The organism is Amycolatopsis sp. SID8362, assembly GCF_010550475.1.
Taxonomy (GTDB): Bacteria; Actinomycetota; Actinomycetes; order Mycobacteriales; family Pseudonocardiaceae; genus Amycolatopsis; species Amycolatopsis eburnea.
Map to the genome: position 1 here is coordinate 1 of NZ_JAAGNB010000494.1, position 17,455 is coordinate 17,455.

The 17,455-nt window shown below is 72.1% G+C and carries 20 protein-coding genes and 1 pseudogene; 13 read left to right on the forward strand and 8 right to left on the reverse strand.

Annotation, left to right across the window (positions count from 1 at the left end):
* Both G3I65_RS15630 and G3I65_RS15635 read left to right on the forward strand, forming a co-directional pair.
* Nucleotides 1–453: pseudogene (locus tag G3I65_RS15630) on the forward strand (rRNA (guanine-N1)-methyltransferase); the annotation flags it as partial.
* Nucleotides 454–457: 4 nt separating this feature from the next.
* The gene (locus G3I65_RS15635; protein WP_160696757.1) at nt 458–1,087 is read left to right on the forward strand and encodes a (2Fe-2S)-binding protein; all 630 of its coding nucleotides are present in this window, start codon (nt 458–460) and stop codon (nt 1,085–1,087) included.
* Here the strand turns inward: G3I65_RS15635 and G3I65_RS15640 are convergent.
* A complete protein-coding gene (locus tag G3I65_RS15640) occupies nt 1,077–1,931 on the reverse strand; it encodes a sigma-70 family RNA polymerase sigma factor (protein ID WP_160696758.1) in 855 nt (284 codons plus the stop codon). The genes G3I65_RS15635 and G3I65_RS15640 overlap by 11 nt on opposite strands.
* A gap of 80 nt (nt 1,932–2,011) precedes the next feature.
* Entirely contained in the window at nt 2,012–2,449 is a 438-nt protein-coding gene (locus G3I65_RS15645; RefSeq protein WP_163046694.1) for a VOC family protein, read from the reverse strand.
* 74 nt (nt 2,450–2,523) lie between these two features.
* Between G3I65_RS15645 and G3I65_RS15650 the strand changes: the two genes are divergently transcribed.
* From G3I65_RS15650 to G3I65_RS56475, 4 genes are read left to right on the forward strand one after another with little or no spacing between them, the layout of a single operon-like run.
* Nucleotides 2,524–3,810 carry an O-acetylhomoserine aminocarboxypropyltransferase/cysteine synthase family protein gene (locus tag G3I65_RS15650; protein WP_160696759.1) on the forward strand — a complete coding sequence of 429 codons (1,287 nt, stop codon included), beginning with the start codon at nt 2,524–2,526 and terminating at the stop codon, nt 3,808–3,810.
* Nucleotides 3,807–4,283, forward strand: coding sequence for a CoA-binding protein (locus G3I65_RS15655; RefSeq protein ID WP_160696760.1), 477 nt, complete (start codon nt 3,807–3,809; stop codon nt 4,281–4,283). Before G3I65_RS15650 ends, G3I65_RS15655 begins: the two co-directional genes overlap by 4 nt.
* A 38-nt stretch (nt 4,284–4,321) precedes the next feature.
* Nucleotides 4,322–5,071, forward strand: coding sequence for an MBL fold metallo-hydrolase (locus G3I65_RS15660; protein WP_160696761.1), 750 nt, complete (start codon nt 4,322–4,324; stop codon nt 5,069–5,071).
* 23 nt (nt 5,072–5,094) lie between these two features.
* Nucleotides 5,095–5,271 (forward strand): hypothetical protein, encoded by a 177-nt coding sequence (locus G3I65_RS56475; protein ID WP_166640142.1) that lies wholly within the window; start codon nt 5,095–5,097, stop codon nt 5,269–5,271.
* Here G3I65_RS56475 and alc read toward each other — a convergent pair.
* Together alc and allB are read right to left on the reverse strand one after the other, a co-directional pair.
* Nucleotides 5,268–6,281 (reverse strand): allantoicase, encoded by a 1,014-nt coding sequence (gene alc / locus G3I65_RS15665; RefSeq protein WP_160696762.1) that lies wholly within the window; start codon nt 6,279–6,281, stop codon nt 5,268–5,270. The genes G3I65_RS56475 and alc overlap by 4 nt on opposite strands.
* Before the next feature lies 1 nt (nt 6,282).
* Nucleotides 6,283–7,611 carry an allantoinase AllB gene (allB, locus tag G3I65_RS15670; protein WP_160696763.1) on the reverse strand — a complete coding sequence of 443 codons (1,329 nt, stop codon included), beginning with the start codon at nt 7,609–7,611 and terminating at the stop codon, nt 6,283–6,285.
* Between the two features lie 129 nt (nt 7,612–7,740).
* Between allB and G3I65_RS15675 the strand changes: the two genes are divergently transcribed.
* The 6 genes from G3I65_RS15675 (at nt 7,741) to G3I65_RS15700 (ending at nt 12,232) form a co-directional block, all read left to right on the forward strand.
* Nucleotides 7,741–8,217, forward strand: a complete 477-nt coding sequence (locus G3I65_RS15675) for a helix-turn-helix domain-containing protein (protein WP_160696764.1) — start codon at nt 7,741–7,743, stop codon at nt 8,215–8,217.
* A gap of 55 nt (nt 8,218–8,272) precedes the next feature.
* Nucleotides 8,273–8,722 carry a 2-oxo-4-hydroxy-4-carboxy-5-ureidoimidazoline decarboxylase gene (uraD, locus tag G3I65_RS15680; protein ID WP_160696765.1) on the forward strand — a complete coding sequence of 150 codons (450 nt, stop codon included), beginning with the start codon at nt 8,273–8,275 and terminating at the stop codon, nt 8,720–8,722.
* Nucleotides 8,719–9,036: a hydroxyisourate hydrolase gene (gene uraH / locus G3I65_RS15685; protein ID WP_160696766.1), complete on the forward strand. Its 318-nt coding sequence runs from the start codon at nt 8,719–8,721 to the stop codon at nt 9,034–9,036. The genes uraD and uraH overlap by 4 nt, the downstream gene beginning before the upstream one ends.
* Nucleotides 9,037–9,038: 2 nt before the next feature.
* Entirely contained in the window at nt 9,039–9,920 is an 882-nt protein-coding gene (pucL, locus tag G3I65_RS15690) for a factor-independent urate hydroxylase (RefSeq protein ID WP_125306550.1), read from the forward strand.
* Nucleotides 9,921–9,999: 79 nt separating this feature from the next.
* Nucleotides 10,000–10,560: a TetR/AcrR family transcriptional regulator gene (locus tag G3I65_RS15695; RefSeq protein ID WP_160696773.1), complete on the forward strand. Its 561-nt coding sequence runs from the start codon at nt 10,000–10,002 to the stop codon at nt 10,558–10,560.
* Between the two features lie 103 nt (nt 10,561–10,663).
* Nucleotides 10,664–12,232: a ricin-type beta-trefoil lectin domain protein gene (locus G3I65_RS15700; protein WP_160696767.1), complete on the forward strand. Its 1,569-nt coding sequence runs from the start codon at nt 10,664–10,666 to the stop codon at nt 12,230–12,232.
* Here G3I65_RS15700 and pucD read toward each other — a convergent pair.
* Genes pucD through G3I65_RS15720 form a run of 4 tightly spaced genes read right to left on the reverse strand, consistent with a single transcriptional unit; the run spans nt 12,225 to nt 17,135 of the window.
* A complete protein-coding gene (gene pucD, locus G3I65_RS15705) occupies nt 12,225–14,480 on the reverse strand; it encodes a xanthine dehydrogenase subunit D (protein WP_160696768.1) in 2,256 nt (751 codons plus the stop codon). The genes G3I65_RS15700 and pucD overlap by 8 nt on opposite strands.
* Nucleotides 14,477–15,817, reverse strand: coding sequence for an 8-oxoguanine deaminase (locus tag G3I65_RS15710; RefSeq protein WP_160696769.1), 1,341 nt, complete (start codon nt 15,815–15,817; stop codon nt 14,477–14,479). The genes pucD and G3I65_RS15710 overlap by 4 nt, the downstream gene beginning before the upstream one ends.
* The gene (locus tag G3I65_RS15715) at nt 15,814–16,281 is read right to left on the reverse strand and encodes a (2Fe-2S)-binding protein (RefSeq protein ID WP_160696770.1); all 468 of its coding nucleotides are present in this window, start codon (nt 16,279–16,281) and stop codon (nt 15,814–15,816) included. The genes G3I65_RS15710 and G3I65_RS15715 overlap by 4 nt, the downstream gene beginning before the upstream one ends.
* Entirely contained in the window at nt 16,272–17,135 is an 864-nt protein-coding gene (locus G3I65_RS15720; RefSeq protein ID WP_160696771.1) for a xanthine dehydrogenase family protein subunit M, read from the reverse strand. The genes G3I65_RS15715 and G3I65_RS15720 overlap by 10 nt, the downstream gene beginning before the upstream one ends.
* A 123-nt stretch (nt 17,136–17,258) precedes the next feature.
* On the opposite strand from G3I65_RS15720, the gene G3I65_RS15725 reads away from it, so the two are divergent.
* Nucleotides 17,259–17,455 (forward strand): PucR family transcriptional regulator ligand-binding domain-containing protein (locus G3I65_RS15725; protein ID WP_203612398.1); only part of this gene is annotated, 197 nt, incomplete at its 3' end.

Genomic DNA, 17,455 nt, shown 5'->3' on the forward strand with positions numbered 1-17,455 from the left:
GCTCGCGCGCACGCCCGGCTGGGCGCGGCGGTGTGGAACCTGTGGGAGCCGTGGCCGGTGGGCGACGAGGTGGCGTCGGTCGTGCTGAACGTCTTCGCGCCGCGCAACGGGCCGGAGTTCCACCGCGTCCTGCGCCCCGGCGGCCTGCTGGTCGTGGCCGCCCCGGGCCCGGACCACCTGCGCGAGCTGGGCGACCTGGTGCTGGCGGTGGACGAGCGCAAGGACGAACGCCTGGACGGCACGCTCGGCGAGTACTTCGGCCGGACCGGCCGCACGGAGGTCCGGCAGGAGATCGAGCTGTCGCCGCGGCAGGTGCGCCAGGTGGTCGAGATGGGCCCGGCGGCGTTCCACCTGGACCGGGGCGACCGCCGGGCGCGGCTGGACACGCTGAGCGAGCCCCAGGTGGTGACGGTCTCGTTCACGGTGTCGACGTACCGGCGTCTGGGAGGGTGAAGGGGTGAAGCCCGACTGGACCGCCCCCGCGACCCGGCTCGCGGACGCGGAGTGGGTCCGGGCCCGCATCGGCGGCGCGGCGAAGCTGTACGGGTGCGCGCGGCCGGAGGTGCTGGGCACGATCTGGTGGTACTCGCTCTCGTCGGTGCTGGTGGCGCCGGCGGTGGAAGGCCTGGTCGCCGGGCGGCTGGTCGACCCCTCCCTCGACGCCGTGGAGATCGACCTCGTCGCCGACGGCCGGTTCCTGGGGGCGCGCTCCACGCGTCCCCTGGCCGGCGGGCTGCCCGAGCTGGGCGCGGCCCTCAATACGGCGCTCGGCACCGCCATCGCCACCATCGCCGAGGTCAGCGGGGCCCGGGAGCGTGCGCTGGGCGCCATCGCGACCGACTCGATCGGCAACCGGCTGCTCTGGACGCCCGATCCGTCGCGGGCCCTCGCGCTGGCCGAACCGCTGGTGGCCGCGATCGGGCTCGGGCTGCCGAAGCCGCGGTTCGTGCACGTCGGGCGTACCCCCGCCGTGCGACGGGCGTCGTGCTGCCTGATCTACGAGGTCGGCAACCCCAAGTGCGTGAGCTGCCCGCGTCAGACACCCGCCGAGCGCGACGCCCGGCTTCGCGCCGCGCTCAGCCGATAACGGCCAGCTCGAGCTTCGCCAGCCGGTCGGGGTCGGCGATGACCTCGATGCCTTTGATCCGGTCGCCGTCGACCTGGAACGCGAGGACCACCGCGAGCCGTCCCTCGCGGACCATGAGCAGGCCGGGCGCGCCGTCGACCAGGGCCAGCTCGCTCGCGCGGGCCCGTTCGGACGCCAGGATCGCGCCGCGACGGACGCTCTCGACCCCGCGCAGCACGATCGGCGCCGGGCTCGGCCCGACGAACCGGTCGGCGTGCAGGACGACCTCCGGGTCGAGGAGGGCGAGCAGCGCCTCGAAGTCCCCGCCGCGCGACGCCGCCAGGAACGCCTCGACGACCTTGCGCCGCCTCGGCAGGTCCTCAGCGGCGGTCCCGCCCTTGACCCGGCGGCGGGCGCGGCTCGCGAGCTGCCGGGTCGCGGCCGGCGTCTTGCCCAGCATCGGGGCGATCTCGTCGAACGGCACGGCGAACATGTCGTGCAGCACGAACGCGACCCGCTCGGCCGGGGCCAGCGTGTCGAGCACGACCAGCAGCGCCAGCCCGACCTCGTCGGCCAGCTCGGCCTCCTGCGCGGGATCGCGGCGCTCGTCGTCGGGCTCGGGCTGCCCGTCGAGGGCCTCCTCGGGGTGGTTGCGCCGCGCCCGCAGCGCCGAAAGGCACACGCGCGCGACCACGGTCGTCAGCCAGGCGGGGACGTTGTCGATCTCGGCGGCGCTCGTGCGGTGGAACCGCAGCCAGGCCTCTTGAACGGCGTCGTCGGCTTCGGCGGCCGAGCCCAGCATCCGGTAGGCGGCCGCGCGCAGCCGCGGCCGCTCCCGCTCGAACCGCTCGGTCAGCGCGTCCACGGTTGTTCCTCTCGCCCGGGTGTCTCGAGGAGTAGACCCCGTGGCGGCGGGCGATGTGACCGGAACGGGCATGACCCCGCTCACAGCACGCAGAACTCGTTGCCCTCCGGGTCCGCCAGCACGAAGTGGTCCGGCCGCCCGTCCAGCGTGTGCTCCCGCAGCACCGTCGCGCCCGCCGCTGTCAGCCGGGCGATGGCTTCGGCGACCCGTTCCCAGCGCCGCTCCCACGGGACCTCGCGGCCGCCGCCGGCCTGGACGTCCAGGTGGAGGCGGTTCTTCGCGGTCTTGCCCTCGGGGACCTTGAGGAAGCTCAGGCCTGGCAGGACGCCCTCCGGGTCGCTCAGGTACGCGCCGTCGTCCCACTCCGACTCGGGGACGCCTTGGCGCTCGAACCACGCTTCCCAGCTCGCGAAGCCCGGTGGGGGCGGGCGCTCGATGTAGCCGAGGGCCACCGCCCAGAACTTCGCCAGCTCGCGGGGTTCCGCGCAGTCGATCGTCAGGCTCCAGCGCACCGTCACGCACGAAGGGTAGCCTCGCTCACGCGCTGGGAAACTTGACCGGACGGCCGAACCTGCGGTTACCGTGAGCACCGATGAGCGAACGCACCTGGGGCTTCCGCACCCGCGCCCTGCACGCCGGCGGCACGCCCGATCCGGCGACCGGCGCGCGGGCCGTGCCGATCTACCAGACCACCAGTTTCGTGTTCGAGGACGCGGCCGACGCCGCCAACCTCTTCGCGCTGCAGAAGTACGGGAACGTCTACAGCCGGATCGGGAACCCGACCGTCGCCGCGTTCGAGGAGCGCGTCGCCAGTCTCGAAGGGGCCATCGGCGGGGTCGCGACCGCGAGCGGGCAGGCCGCGGAGTTCCTCACCTTCAGCGCGCTCACCGAGGCCGGCGACCACATCGTGTCCGCGAGCGGGCTCTACGGCGGGACCGTCACCCAGCTCACCGGGACGCTCCGGCGCTTCGGCGTCGAGACGACGTTCGTCAGCGGCGGGATCGACGCCTACGCCGCCGCGATCACCGACCGGACGCGGCTGCTCTACACCGAGGTCATCGGCAACCCCGGCGGCGGCATCGCCGACCTCGCCGCGCTCGCGGACCTGGCCCACGCCCACGACATCCCGCTGGTGGTCGACGCCACGCTGGCGACGCCGTACCTGTGCCGCCCGATCGAGCACGGCGCCGACATCGTGCTGCACTCGGCGACGAAGTTCCTCGGCGGCCACGGGACGACGCTCGGCGGGGTCGTCGTCGAATCCGGGAAGTTCGACTGGGGCAACGGGAAGTTCCCGCGGATGACCGAGACCGTCGACAGCTACGGCGGCCTCCGCTACTGGGAGAACTTCGGCGAGTACGCCTTCTGCACCCGGCTGCGCGCCGAGCAGCTGCGGGACATCGGCGCGGTGCTCTCGCCGCACTCGGCTTTCCTGCTGCTGCAAGGGATCGAGACGCTGCCGCAGCGGATGGACGCGCACGTCGCCAACGCGAAAGCGATCGCGGAGCACCTCGAAGCCGACCCGCGCGTGGCCTGGGTGTCCTACGCCGGGCTGCCGTCGCACCCGCACCACGAGCTGGCGAAGAAGTACCTTCCCGCCGGGCCCGGCGCGGTGTTCTCCTTCGGCATCGACGGCGGCCGCGCGGCGGGCGAGAAGTTCGTCGAGTCGGTGGAGCTGCTGTCGCACCTGGCGAACGTCGGGGACGCGCGGTCGCTCGTCATCCACCCGGCGTCGACGACGCACGCGCAGCTGTCGGAGGAGCAGCTCGCGGCCGCGGGCGTCGGGCCCGACCTGATCCGGCTGTCCATCGGCCTGGAGGACACCGACGACATCCTCTGGGACCTCGACCAGGCGCTCGGCAAGGCGGTGGCCGGATGAGCTACGACGTCGGCGCGGTCGAGCGGCGCGCGATCCTGAACCGGACGAAGTCGGTGACGCTGGTCGGCGCGTCCGCCAACCCGGCGCGGCCCAGCTACTTCGTCGCGACCTACCTGCTGTCCTCGACGCGCTACGAGGTCAACTTCGTCAACCCGCGGCTCGACACGCTGCTCGGGAAGCCGGTCTACGCGTCGCTCAAGGACGTCCCCGGCGAACTCGACCTGATCAGCGTGTTCCGCAAGCACGACGACCTGCCGCAGGTCGCCGAGGAGGTCGTCGACGCCGGCGCGCGGACGCTGTGGCTGCAGCTCGGGCTGTGGCACGAGCCGGCGGCCGACCGGGCGCGAGAGGCCGGGCTCGACGTCGTGATGAACCGGTGCGTGAAGATCGAGCACGCGCGCTTCGCCGGCGGGCTGCACCTGGCCGGGTTCAACACCGGCGTGATCAGCTCGCGGCGGCAGTCCGCTCCCTAGCCGGGAAGAGAACGGGCGTTCCCGGTGTTGGCCCGGGTATGACACTGGGGATCACGTTTTCCGGCGGCCCGACCGCCCTGCTGGAGCTGGGCGGCGTCCGGCTGCTCACCGACCCGACCTTCGACGCGCCCGGCGACCACCCCGTCGGCGAGCGCGTGCTGGTCAAGACCGAGGACTCGGCACTGTCCGAGGAGGCGGTCGGCGCGGTGGACGCCGTGCTGCTGTCCCACGACCAGCACCCCGACAACCTCGACGACCGCGGCCGCGCGTACCTCGCGACGGTGCCGCTGACGCTGATCACGCCCGCCGGTGCCGCCCGGCTCGGCGGGACGGCGAAGGGCCTGGCGCCGTGGGAAGCGACGCAGGTCGGGCCGCTGACCGTCACCGCCGTCCCCGCGCTGCACGGCCCCGAAGGCGCCGAGCGGTTCACCGGCGACGTCACCGGCTTCGTCCTGACCGGCGACGGCCTCCCGACCGTGTACGTCAGCGGCGACAACGCGTCGGTCGACCTCGTGCGCGAGATCGCCGCGCGGTTCGACGTCGACATCGCGGTGCTCTTCGCCGGCGCCGCCCGGACAGTCCTCTTCGACGGCGCTCCCCTGACCCTGACCAGCGAGAACGCCGCCGAAGCCGCGAAGGTGCTCGACGCGGAGAAGATCGTCCCGCTGCACTTCCGCGGCTGGCAGCACTTCAGCGAAGGCCCCGACGTGCTGCGGAAGGCGTTCGAGGCGGCCGGGCTGGCCGACCGCCTGGTGCTCCTCGAACCCGGGCAGCACGCGGACGTCTGAGCAGGCCGTGAGAGGCTGGCGACATGGCCAAGCCGACCCCGCTCCAGTTCCGCAACCTCCTCGTCGCCCTGCTGGCGGCGGCGGGCTTCGTCTGGAGCATCGTGACCGGCCTGCCGTGGTGGGTCAGCGCGATCGTGGGCTGCGCATGCGTCCTGTCGCTGGCCTCGGCCTACCTCAACCGCCCGGGCGCGAACGACTAACGCGTCTTCGCGAACCGCGCCTTGAGGTTCGTCCGGCCCGCTTCCGTGAGCCGTCCGAAGAGCCGCAACCGCGCGAGGCCGCCGTCCGGGTAGATGTCCAGGCGGGCTTCCGTCACCTCCGGGCCGTCCTTCAGGGCGAAGCGGTGGCGGGTGTCCGGCTGCAGGCGGGTCTTCGGGAGCAGGTCGACCCACTCGCCGTAGGTGTCGCGGCCGCTGACCGACGCCCAGCCCGGGGCGTTGCCCTTGAGGTTGCTCGTGTCCAGCTCCGCGAACCGGACGTGGCCCGCACCCGCCAGGCGCAGGGTCACCCAGTCGTTGCCGTCGTCGCGGCGGCGGGCCGTCTCCCAGCCCTCCGCCTGGTGCGCGGCCAGGCCCGGGGACAGCAGGTTGTTCGGCGATGAGTAGAACTTGTTGCTGCAGCCGGTGACGACGGCGCCGTTCTCCAGTGCCGCCAGGTCGAGCGCGTCCAGATCCAGGAGGTCCGGGTCCGGGATCGGCACGCCGTGGACGCGCAGGCGGGCGACGCCGCCGTCCGGGTGCTGCGTCAGGCGCACGTGCGTGTAGCGGCGGGAACCGTTGACCGTGTAGAAGTTTTCCGTGTGGCCCGCGGCCGGGGCGCGGTCGACCAGGACGTCCCAGTCGGCCGTGGCCAGCTCGGCCGCCGACGGGTAGCCCGGGACCGACGCCGCTTCGACCGAGACGAACGGCGGGTAGTTGCCCTTGAAGAACGCCGTGTCGACGATGACGCCGGTGACCGTGCCCGCCAGGCCGAGCCGGAGCACGGCCTGGTCGTCGCCCGGTTCGCGGTGGCGGCGGGTCTCCCAGCCGTCGTAGACCTGGCCCTTGGGGCCGAACGTCTCCGCACGGTGCGCCGGGACCCACGGGTTGACCAGGTTCTCCTTCTCGGCGAACAGCTCGTCGGTCGCCCACATCACGGTCCCGCCGAAGCGCCGGGACGCGAGGTCGGGCAGTTCTGTCCACTCAGGACGGTCGGACACGAGAGCCTCCATTTCAGCAGTTCCCCCGGGTCAGCAGCTCGCCGTGCGGCGCGTCGCCGGTGATTTCGGTGCCCCGCAGCCACGTCGAGCGCACGACGCCGGCCAGCGGGCGGCGGTCGTAGGCACTCACCGGGTTGCGGTGCTTCAGTTTCGCGACGTCGACCACGAACGCCTCGTCCGGCGCGAACACGCAGAAGTCGGCGTCGTAGCCCACGGCCAGGTGCCCCTTGCGCCGCATCCCGGCCTGCGCCGCCGGGCGCTCGGCCATCCAGCGGACGACGTCGGTGAGCGCGAAGCCGCGCTGGCGCGCCTGAGTCCAGATCGCCGGCAGGCCCAGCTGCAGGCTGGAAATGCCGCCCCACGCCTCGCCGAAGTCCCCGCTGTCGAAGCGTTTCAGCTCCGGCGTGCACGGCGAATGGTCGCTGACGATCGTGTCGAGCACGCCGTCGGCGAGCCCCTGCCAGAGCCGCTCGCGGTTGGCCGCCTCGCGGATCGGCGGGCAGCACTTGAACTGCGTCGCGCCGTCGCGGATCTCCTCGGCGACGAAACTCAGGTAGTGCGGGCAGGTTTCCGCGGTCAGCGCCACGCCGTCGCGGCGCGCCGCGGCGATCAGCGGCAGGGCGTCCGAAGAGGACAGGTGCAGGATGTGCGCCCGCGCGGAGTTCCGGCGGGCCGCGTCGATCACGTGCGTGATCGCGAGGTTCTCCGCCTCCCGCGGCCGCGAGTGCAGGAAGTCGACATAGCGACCGCCGTGCGGCTCCGGCGCCGAGTCGATCTCGTGCGCGTCTTCGGCGTGGACGATCATCAGCGCGTCGAAGGAACTCAGCTCCCGCAACGCTTCGTCGAGCCCGGCCGGGTCGAGCGGCGGGAACTCGTCGACGCCCGAGTGCAGCAGGAAGCACTTGAACCCGAAGACGCCGGCGTCGTGCAGGCCACGGAGATCCGTGACGTTGCCCGGGATCGCGCCGCCCCAGAAGCCGACGTCGACGTGCACCCGGCCGGCCGCCGACTTGCGCTTGACGTCCAGCGCGGCGACGTCGACGGTCGGCGGCAGGCTGTTCAGCGGCATGTCCACGATCGTGGTCACCCCGCCCGCGGCGGCCGCGCGGGTGGCCGTCTCGAAGCCTTCCCACTCGGCGCGGCCGGGGTCGTTGACGTGGACGTGCGTGTCGACGAGTCCCGGCAGCAGCACGACGTCGCCGCCGAGGTCGAGGACGCGGTCGCCGGACAGCGCGGCGCCGCCGGGTTCGACCGCGACGATCCGGCCGCCGTCGACGCCGAGCGTCACCGGAACCTCGCCCGCGGCCGTCACGGCCCGGGCTGCGCGCACCACAAGATCCATCCGAAAGCCCTTCGCCGGGAGGATGAGCACCATCGATTCCACAGAACGGAAAGACGGTTTCGCACAACGACAGTAACCACGGCGCGCGCCGCTCGTCAACGACAGAGCTCGCGCGTTACGGTCATCTTCGTGCGGCTTGAAGCGGAGTTCACCAGCGAACCGTTCCACGGCGAAGGTTCGCCGCCCGAGCACGCGCTCGCCGCGCGGGACGCCGCCGCGGAAGCGGGACTGGAGACCGACTTCGGGCCGCTCGGGACGCTCGCGAGGGGCGAGGCGAAGGAGCTGTACGACGCGCTCCCGGCGATCGCGAAAGCCGCACTGGAGGGCGGCGCCACCCGCGTCACGCTGCAGCTGCGCCGGGCCGACGACGACCGGGGCGCACCCGCGGTCGAGCTGAACGACGCGCTGGCCCGTTTGATCGCCGACGTCGAACGCGAACTGGGCGCCAAGCTCGGCGAACTCGACCGCGCCGGCAAGCAGCGCGCGGTCCGGCTCCTGCGGGAACGCGGCGCCTTCGGCCTGCGGAAATCGGTCTCCTCGGTGGCCGACGCGCTGGGGGTCACCCGGTTCACGGTCTACAACTACCTCAACCGGGAAGCGGACTGACCAGCGCTTTCAACAAAATGTTGACGGAACTCCGGGGCCGACGTACGGTCAGGCCGTGCTGCTCACCGAGTTCAACACCACCGACGTCCGCCCGCTGCTGACGGAGTGCCTCGCCGTGCCGCGGTGGGTCGACGCCGTGCTGGCCGGGCGCCCGTACGCCGACGTCGACGCGCTGAAGGCCGCTGCCGACGTGCCGCTGAGCAGCGACGAGATCCGGCAGGCGATGGCGGCGCACCCGCGGATCGGGGAGAAGCCCGCGGGCGGCTTCGCACGCTCCGAACAGTCCGGTGTGGACAATCCCGACGCGTTCGCCGCGGCGAACGCCGAGTACGAAGCCAAGTTCGGGCACGTCTACCTCGTCTGCGCCAGCGGCCGCAGCGGCGACGAGCTGCTGCGGATCCTCCGGGAACGCCTGGACAACGACCCCGCGACCGAACTGGCCGTCGCCGGGCGCGAACTCCTCAAGATCGCCGAACTCCGACTCGCGAAAGCGGTGACCGCGTGAGCCTCGTGACCACCCACGTCCTCGACACGGCGAAGGGACGCCCCGCGCCGGGCATCGCCGTCCGGTTCGAGACCGCCGAAGGGAAGCCGATCGCCGACGGCCGCACCGACGACGACGGCCGCATCCGCGACCTCGGCCCCGAAACCCTCGAGCCCGGCGTCTACCGCCTGGTCTTCGACACCGGCGCCTACCTGGGCCCGGACGCGTTCTTCCCGGAGGTCACCCTGACCTTCCGGATCCTCGACGGCACCTCGCACCACCACGTGCCGCTCCTGCTCAGCCCGTTCGCCCATTCGACCTACCGAGGGAGCTGACCGTGGCCATCACCCTGGGCCCCAACCAGTACGGCAAGGCGGAGGTCCGCCTGGTGACGGTGCGCCGCGACGGCCCCGTGCACCACCTGAAGGACCTCACCGTGTCGACGTCGCTGCGCGGTGAGCTGGCCGCGACGCACCTGACCGGCGACAACGCCGGCGTGCTCGCGACCGACACGCAGAAGAACACCGTGTACGCCTTCGCGAAGGAGGCGCCGGTCGGCGAGATCGAGGACTTCGGCCTGCGCCTGGCCCGCCACTTCGTCGGCACGCAGGAGAACATCACCGGCGCGCGCGTCAAGATCGACGAGCACGGCTGGGACCGGATCGCGGTCGGCGGCGCCCCGCACGACCACGCGTTCAGCCGCTCCGGCGACGAACGGCGCACGACCGCGGTGACGGTCCAGGGCGAGCGCGCGTGGGTGGTGTCCGGCATCGACGGCCTGACCCTGCTCAAGTCCACCGGTTCGGAGTTCCACGGCTTCCCCCGCGACCAGTACACGACGCTGGCCGAGACCGACGACCGCATCCTCGCCACCGCCGTCACGGCGAAGTGGCGCTACGAAGGCGTCGACGTCGACTGGGCCGAGAGCCACCGCGAGATCAGGCGGCTGATGCTGGAGACGTTCGCGACGAAGCACAGCCTTTCGCTGCAGCAGACGCTGTACGCGATGGGGCAGGCGGTACTGGAGGCCCGCGACGAGGTCGCCGAGGTCCGGCTGTCGCTGCCGAACAAGCACCACTTCCTGGTCGACCTGAGCCCGTTCGGGCTGAAGAACGACAACGAGGTGTTCTACGCGGCGGACCGGCCGTACGGGCTGATCGAGGGCACCATCCTGCGCGACGACGCCGAGGACCCGGGCCCGGCCTGGGACCTCCACTAGCGGCGGGCGCCCGGATTGATAGAACGCTCTATCAATCCGGGCGTATCGTGACGGGGTGGCAGGGACCAAGGAACGCATCATGGCCGCCGGCGCGGAGTTGTTCCGGCGCAACGGCTACACCGGCACCGGGCTCAAGCAGATCGTCTCGGAGGCGAACGCGCCGTTCGGGTCGCTCTACCACTTCTTCCCCGGCGGCAAGGAGCAGCTCGGCCAGGAGGTCATCCGCACGTCCGGGCTCGCCTACATCCAGCTCTTCGACCTCTTCATCGCGCCCGCGCCCGACCTGATCAGCGGGATCGAGTCGTTCTTCGCCGCCGGGATCGCGACCCTCGAAGCCACCGACTACGTCGAAGGCTGCCCGATCGCGACCGTCGCGCTGGAAGTCGCGAGCACCAACGAACCGCTGCGCCAGGCCACCGCCGAAGTCTTCACCGCGTGGATCGACGCCGGCACCGAGAAGTTCGCGAAGTTCGGCATCGGCACCGAAGCGGCCCGGACGCTGACGATCACCGCCGTCAACAACCTCGAGGGCGCGTTCGTGCTCTGCCGCTCGCTGCGCGACACCGAGGCGATGGCCGTCGCCGGCGCGGCGACCGTCGACGTCGCCCGCCGGCTTCTCAACGAGAACGCACAACTTTAGTCTGGAATCCAACACAAATACTCAAGATGGCGCTTGACCGCACAGCGGGGGACACGGAAGCTGCACTTCTCCTCCTCCCCCACCGCTGTCGGTTGGAGCTGCCATGCGCCGTGTCCTCGCCGTCCTCGCCACCGCCGTAGCCGCCATCGGCCTCGCGAGCCCACCCGCCGATGCCCTCGAAAACGGTCTCTTGCGCACGCCGCCGATGGGCTGGAACACCTGGAACACCTTCGAGTGCAACATCAACGAGACGCTGGTCAAGCAGACCACCGACCTGATGGTCAGCTCCGGGATGCGCGACCGCGGCTACACCTACGTCAACCTCGACGACTGCTGGATGACGCGCAGCCGGGACGGCGCGGGCAACCTCGTCGCCGACCCGGCCAAGTTCCCCAGCGGCCTCAAGGCGCTCGGCGATTACATCCACGCGCGCGGGATGAAGTTCGGGATCTACGAGAGCGCGGGCACCGAAACCTGCCAGCACTACCCCGGCAGCCTCGGGCACGAGCAGACCGACGCGAACAGCTTCGCGAGCTGGGGCGTCGACTACCTCAAGTACGACAACTGCGGCAGCCCCGCCGGGGAGACCCAGCAGGACTACGTCCGCCGCTACTCCGCGATGCGCGACGCGCTCAAGGCCACCGGCCGCCCGATCGCCTACAGCATCTGCGAATGGGGCAACTTCAGCCCGTCGACGTGGGCACCGGACGTCGGCAACCTGTGGCGCACCACCGGGGACATCACCAACAACTGGGGCAGCATCGACTCGATCTACCGCCAGAACGTCGGTCTCGCGGCCGCCGCGAAGCCCGGCGCGTGGAACGACCCGGACATGCTCGAAGTCGGCGACGGCATGGACTTCCAGGAGGACCGCGCCCACTTCACGCTCTGGGCCGCGATGGCCGCGCCGCTGATCGCGGGCGCCGACCTCCGCAGCGCCAGCGTCGCCACCTTCTCGACGTACCTCAACTCCGACGTCATCGCCGTCGACCAGGACTCCCTCGGCAAGCAGGCCAAGCGGATCTCCTCGTCCGGCGGCCTGGACGTCCTGGCGAAGCCGTTGTCCGACGGCGACGTGGCCGTGGTGCTGTTCAACGAGAACAGCACGATGCAGACCGTCTCGACGACGACGGCCGCGGCCGGGCTGCCCGCCGCGTCCAGCTACCGGCTGACCAACCTGTGGTCGAAGGAGCAGACCACGAGCACCGGCGCGATCAGCGCCGCCGTGCCCTCGCACGGCACGGTGATCTACCGCGTCAAGGCGAACGCGAGCGGCAGCAGCACCGCCCGGCCGCTGCAGGGCGCGTCGTCGGCGCGCTGCATCGACATCAACGGCAACGTCACCACGCCCGGCACCAAGGTCGACATCTGGGACTGCGACGGCGGCACCAACCAGTCCTGGACGTTCACCAGTGCCGGTGAGCTGAAGGCCAACGGCCTCTGCCTCGACGCCGACGGCGGCAGCTCCACCGCCGGGACGAAGCTGATCGTCTGGACCTGCCACGGCGGCGCGAACCAGAAGTTCAAGCTCAACCCGGACGGCTCGATCACCCAGGCCGGGCTGTGCGTCGACGTCACCGGCGGGGACAAGCCCGCCGGCAACGTCAACGGCGTCCAGCTCGAACTGTGGGGCTGCAACGACGACGCCAACCAGAACTGGCAGCTCAGGTAGCGGTCAGGTGCTCCGGCCGCACCGGGACGCGGGTCAGCGCGAGCCCGGTCGCGGCCCGGATCGCCGCCACGATCGCCGGGGTCGACGAGATCGTCGGCGGCTCGCCGACCCCGCGCAGGCCGTACGGCGCGTGCGGGTCCGGGCGCTCCAGGACGTCGATGCTCATCGGCGGCATGTCCAGGACCGTCGGGATCAGGTAGTCGGTGAAGGAGGGGTTCCGGATCTTCCCGCCGGAGGTCTGGATCTCCTCCATCACCGCGAGCCCGAGGCCCTGCGCCGAACCGCCCTGGATCTGGCCCAGCACCGCTTGCGGGTTCAGCGCCTTGCCGACGTCCTGCGCGCAGTCGAGCGCGACCACCTTCACCAGGCCCAGCTCGGTGTCGACGTCGACGACCGCCCGGTGCGCGGCGAACGCGTACTGCACGTGGGCGGTGCCCTGCCCGGTTTCCGGGTCCAGCGCGGACGTCGGCCGGTGCCGCCACTCCACGGTCTCGTCGTAGACGTCGTCGCCGAGGACGTCCACCAGTCCGGCGAGCACCTGGCCGTCGGCCGCGACGAGCTTGCCGCCGACGATGCGCGTCTTGCGGTCGAACCGGGCCAGCAGCTTCGCGCGCACCGCACCGCAGGCGGCCTGGACGGCGCCGCCGGTGACGTACGTCTGGCGCGACGCCGACGTCGAGCCGCCGTTGCCGATCGAGGTGTCCATCGGCAGGACCGTGACCTGGTCGACGCCCAGCTCGGTCCGGACGATCTGCTGCATGATCGTCACCAGGCCCTGGCCGACCTCGCAGGCCGCGGTGTGCACGGTCGCCGCCGGCTCGCCGCCGACCAGCTGCAGGCGCACGCGAGCCGTCGAGTAGTCGTCGAAGCCCTCGGAGAAGCAGACGTTCTTGATCCCGACGGCGTACCCGACCCCGCGGACGACGCCTTCGCCGTGGGTCGTGTTCGAGACGCCACCCGGCATGTGCCGCAGGTCGAAGGGCCGCTCGGGCGGCAGCGGCTTGTCCCGCACCAGTCCGAGCAGCTCGGCGACCGGGGCTTCCGCGTCGACGGCCTGGCCGGTCGGCATCAGGTCGCCCTCGCTCATGGCGTTGCGGACGCGGATCTCGACCGGCTCGAGGCCGCAGGCGGCCGCGAGCTTGTCCATCTGGGACTCGTAGCCGAACGCCGCCTGCACCGCGCCGAACCCGCGCATCGCGCCGCACGGCGGGTTGTTCGTGTACGTGCCCCAGCAGTCGACGGCCACACTGTCCACTTTGTACGGACCGACGCCGAGGGTCGCGGCGTTCGCCACCACCGCGCCCGTGGACGACGCGTACGCGCCGCCGTCGAGGTACAGCCGCGTGCGGACGTACACCAGCCGGCCGTCCGACGTGGCGCCGTGCTCGTAGTACATCTTCGCCGGGTGGCGGTGCACGTGGCCGTAGAAGGACTCTTCGCGGTTGTAGACCATCTTCACCGGCTTGCCGGTGTGCAGCGCGAGGAGGCACGCGTGGACCTGCATCGACAGGTCCTCGCGCCCGCCGAACGCGCCGCCGACGCCGCCGAGCGTGAGCCGCACCTTCTCCACCGGCAGGCCGAGCGCGGCGACGATCTGCTGCTGGTCGACGTGCAGCCACTGCGTCGCGACGTACAGGTCGACGCCGCCCTCGGTGTCCGGCACGGCGAGCCCGGACTCCGGGCCGAGGAAGGCCTGGTCCTGCATGCCGACCTCGTAGACGCCCGAGACGACGACGTCGGCCACGGCGTCCTGAGGTCCCCGGCGGATCTTCACGTGCCGCACGACGTTGCCGCCGTCGTGCAGCGAAGGCCCTTCGCCCGCGACGGCCGCTTCGGAGTCCGTGACCGGCTCCAGCTCTTCGTAGGTGACGACGATCCGCTTCATCGCGCGGCGCGCGGTCTCCGGGTGGTCGGCCGCGACGAGCGCGACCGGTTCACCCTGGTACCGCACGACTTCGGACGCGAGCACCGGCTGGTCGGCGTGCTCCAGGCCGTACCGGTTCACGCCGGGGACGTCCTCGTGTGTGAGCACCGCGTAGACGCCCGGCACGGCCAGGGCTTCGGTGATGTCGATCGAGGTGATCCGCGCGTACGGGTGCGGGCTGCGCAGCGTCACGCCCCACACCATGTCCTCGTGCCACAGGTCCGAGGAGTACGCGAACTCGCCGCGGACCTTGACCGTGCCGTCGGGGCGTCGTGGCGACGTGCCGACGCCGTCGACCGCCTGCGTGCTGACGGTGGTGGTCATCTGGCCTCCCTCAACCGGGCGCTCGCGGCCGCCAGCTCGCGGGCGATGGCGGATTCGTCGGCTTCGCGCAGGGCGCCGTCCTCGACGACGGCCTTGCCGCCGACGAACAGCCGGCGCAATGGCGGGGTCGTGCCGAGCACCAGTGCCGCGACCGGGTCGGTGATGCCCGCGTAGTTCAGCCCGGTCAGGTCCCAGACGGCCAGGTCGGCGAGCTTGCCGGGCTCGATCGAGCCCAGGTCGTCCGCGCGGCCCAGGCAGCGGGCGCCGCCCATCGTGCCCATCCACAGCGCTTCCCGCGTGGTCAGGCCGCGGGGCCCGCCACGCTGGCGCGCCTGCAGGAGCGACTGGTGCAGTTCTTCGCCGAGGCCGCCGGATTCGTTGGACGCGGCCCCGTCGACGCCGAGGCCGACCGCGACCCCGGCGTCGAGCAGGTCGCGGACCGGGGCGATGCCGGCGCCGATGCGGCCGTTGGACGTCGGGCAGTGCGCCGAGCCGGTGCCGGTCGCGCCGAACCGGCGGATCGCGTCGGGCGCGAGGTGGATGGTGTGCGCGAGCCAGACGTCGTCGGCGAGCCAGCCGAGCTTGTCGGCGTACTCGGCTGGCGTGCAGCCGGCCTCGGCGAGGCACTGGCGCTCTTCGTCGTCGGTCTCCGCGAGGTGGGTGTGCAGCCGGACGCCCTTGCGGCGGGCGAGTTCGGCCGCGCCGGACATCAGCCGTTCGGTGACCGAGAACGGCGAGCACGGGCCCGCGGCGATCTGCAGGTGGGCGCCGGCCGAGTCGTCGTGGAAGCGGTCGATCGCCGCTTCGGTGCCGGTCAGCGCGTCCTCGGTCGACTCGACGAGGTTGTCCGGCGGCAGGCCGCCGTCGGACTCACCGCGGTCCATCGACCCGCGCACGACGTGCAGCCGGACGCCGATCCGCTGCCGGGCCGCGGCCAGCGCCGCGACCTGGTCGCCGCCGTCGCGCGGGAAGACGTAGTGGTGGTCGGCGACGGTGGTGCAGCCGGTCAGCGCCAGGCGGGCCATCCCGGCGGTGCCGGCGGCGTGCGTGATCTCGTCGTCGAGGCGGCCCCAGACCGGGTAGAGCGCGACCAGCCACTCGAAGAGCGTGTGGTCGGCGGCCATCCCGCGGGTCGCCCACTGGTAGAGGTGGTGGTGGGTGTTGATCAGGCCCGGCGTGATCAGGCAGCCGTCGGCTTCGACGCGCTCGTCGAACTCGCCGGTGTAGACGCCTTCGCCGACTTCGGCGATCCGGTCGTTCTCGACGACGACGTGGCCGGACGCGTACTCCTCGCCGGTGACCGTGGCGATCGCCGCGTTCGCGATGAGCGTCCTCACGCGACACCTCCCTTGGCGACGGCGCGCACGGCGTCGAGGATCTTCTCGTAGCCCGTGCAGCGGCAGAGGTTGCCGGCCAGCGCCTCGCGGATCTCCTCGTCGGACGGATCGGGAACGCGGTTCAGCAGGTCGTGCGCGGCGACGACCAGGCCCGGCGTGCAGAAGCCGCACTGCACCGCGCCCGCGTCCACAAAGGACTGCTGGACCGGGTCGAGGGTGTCGCCGTCGGCCAGTCCCTCGACCGTGCGGACCACGCGGCCCTCGGCCTGCCCGGCCGCGACCAGGCAGGCGCAGACCGGGACGTCGTCGAGGTAGACCGTGCAGGAGCCGCATTCGCCCTGCTCGCAGGCGTTCTTCGAGCCCGGGAGGCCGAGCCGCTCGCGCAGGACGTAGAGCAGGCTTTCGCCCTCCCACAGGTCGTCGGCCTCGCGTTTCTCGCCGTTGATCGTCACGTTCAGGCGCATGCGCGCTCCCCCGTCCGGTGGTCTTCCCAGGCCCAAGTCAACGTACGCCGCGCCAGTACCCCCAACGCGTGCTTCCGGTACGCGGCACTGCCCCGGACGTCGTCGATCGGCCGCGCGGCCGCGCCGACCAGCTCGCCGAAGCGGCGCTTCAGGGAGTCCGGCAGCGCCTCGGACGAGCCCCACGGCAGCTCGGCGGCGAGGAACTCCTCGGCTTCGCGGGCGTGGCGCGGGGTCGGCGCGGCGGACCCGATCGCGGCGCCCACCCGGCCGTCGCGCAGGGCCAGCGCGAAGGAGCAGACCGCGATGACCATGGCGTTGCGCGTCCCGACCTTGGCGAACTGCTGCGGACCGGCGTCCGCGGGCAGGTGGACGGCGGTGATCAGCTCGTCCGGGTCGAGGGCGTGGCGTTTCACCCCGACGTAGAAATCCTCCGCGCGGAGGATCCGGGTCCCCCGCACGGAGGCCACCTCGATCCGCGCGTCCAGGGCGAGCAGCACCGGGTGCGTGTCGCCGGCCGGGGAGGCGGCACCGAGGTTGCCGCCGACCGTGCCGCGGTTGCGGATCTGGGGCGAGCCGACCGTGCGGGACGCCATGGCCAGCGCCGGGACGGATTCACCCAGTTCAGTGATCACGCGGGTGTAGGGGACGCCGGCGCCGAGCCGGACGGTGCCGTCCGATGTGGACCACTCGGCCAGCTCGCCGACCGTCGTCAGGTCCAGCAGGGCGTCGGGGCGCCGGTGGTCGAAGTTCAGCTCGACCATGACGTCGGTGCCGCCGGCGATCGGCACGGCGTCCGGCCGCTCCGCCTTGAGGGCGAGGGCCTCGGCGAGCGTCGTGGGACGCAGGAACTCCACTGCTGTGCTCCTTCGTAAGGGCGATAGACCAGTAGACGCCGAACCGGGCGGGGGCGGCAACGGCACGGCGCATGAAACGCACAGCAGCGAACCCGGGGGCGTTTGTGCTTTCCTACAAGCCTGATGACGACCGTGAAAACTCTGCTGGGCCTGCCCGGCCTGCGGCTGCGCCCGCGAGCCGGGGCCGAGCTGCTCGACCGGCCCGTGACGCGCATCTACGTCACGGAGCTGCCCGACCCCGGACGGTACCTGTCCGCGGGCGAGCTGGTGCTGTCCGGCCTGCTCTGGTGGCGGCGGCCCGGGGACGCCGAGCCGTTCGT

Coding starts and splice junctions, on each gene's coding strand:
- G3I65_RS15650 (WP_160696759.1), top strand. CDS start 2,524: ATGAGCGAACGCACCTGGGGCTTCCGCACCCGCGCCCTGCACGCCGGC.
- G3I65_RS15655 (WP_160696760.1), top strand. CDS start 3,807: ATGAGCTACGACGTCGGCGCGGTCGAGCGGCGCGCGATCCTGAACCGG.
- G3I65_RS15660 (WP_160696761.1), top strand. CDS start 4,322: ATGACACTGGGGATCACGTTTTCCGGCGGCCCGACCGCCCTGCTGGAG.
- G3I65_RS56475 (WP_166640142.1), top strand. CDS start 5,095: ATGGCCAAGCCGACCCCGCTCCAGTTCCGCAACCTCCTCGTCGCCCTG.
- alc (WP_160696762.1), bottom strand. CDS start 6,281: ATGGAGGCTCTCGTGTCCGACCGTCCTGAGTGGACAGAACTGCCCGAC.
- allB (WP_160696763.1), bottom strand. CDS start 7,611: ATGGATCTTGTGGTGCGCGCAGCCCGGGCCGTGACGGCCGCGGGCGAG.
- G3I65_RS15695 (WP_160696773.1), top strand. CDS start 10,000: ATGGCCGCCGGCGCGGAGTTGTTCCGGCGCAACGGCTACACCGGCACC.
- G3I65_RS15700 (WP_160696767.1), top strand. CDS start 10,664: ATGCGCCGTGTCCTCGCCGTCCTCGCCACCGCCGTAGCCGCCATCGGC.
- pucD (WP_160696768.1), bottom strand. CDS start 14,480: ATGACCACCACCGTCAGCACGCAGGCGGTCGACGGCGTCGGCACGTCG.
- G3I65_RS15715 (WP_160696770.1), bottom strand. CDS start 16,281: ATGCGCCTGAACGTGACGATCAACGGCGAGAAACGCGAGGCCGACGAC.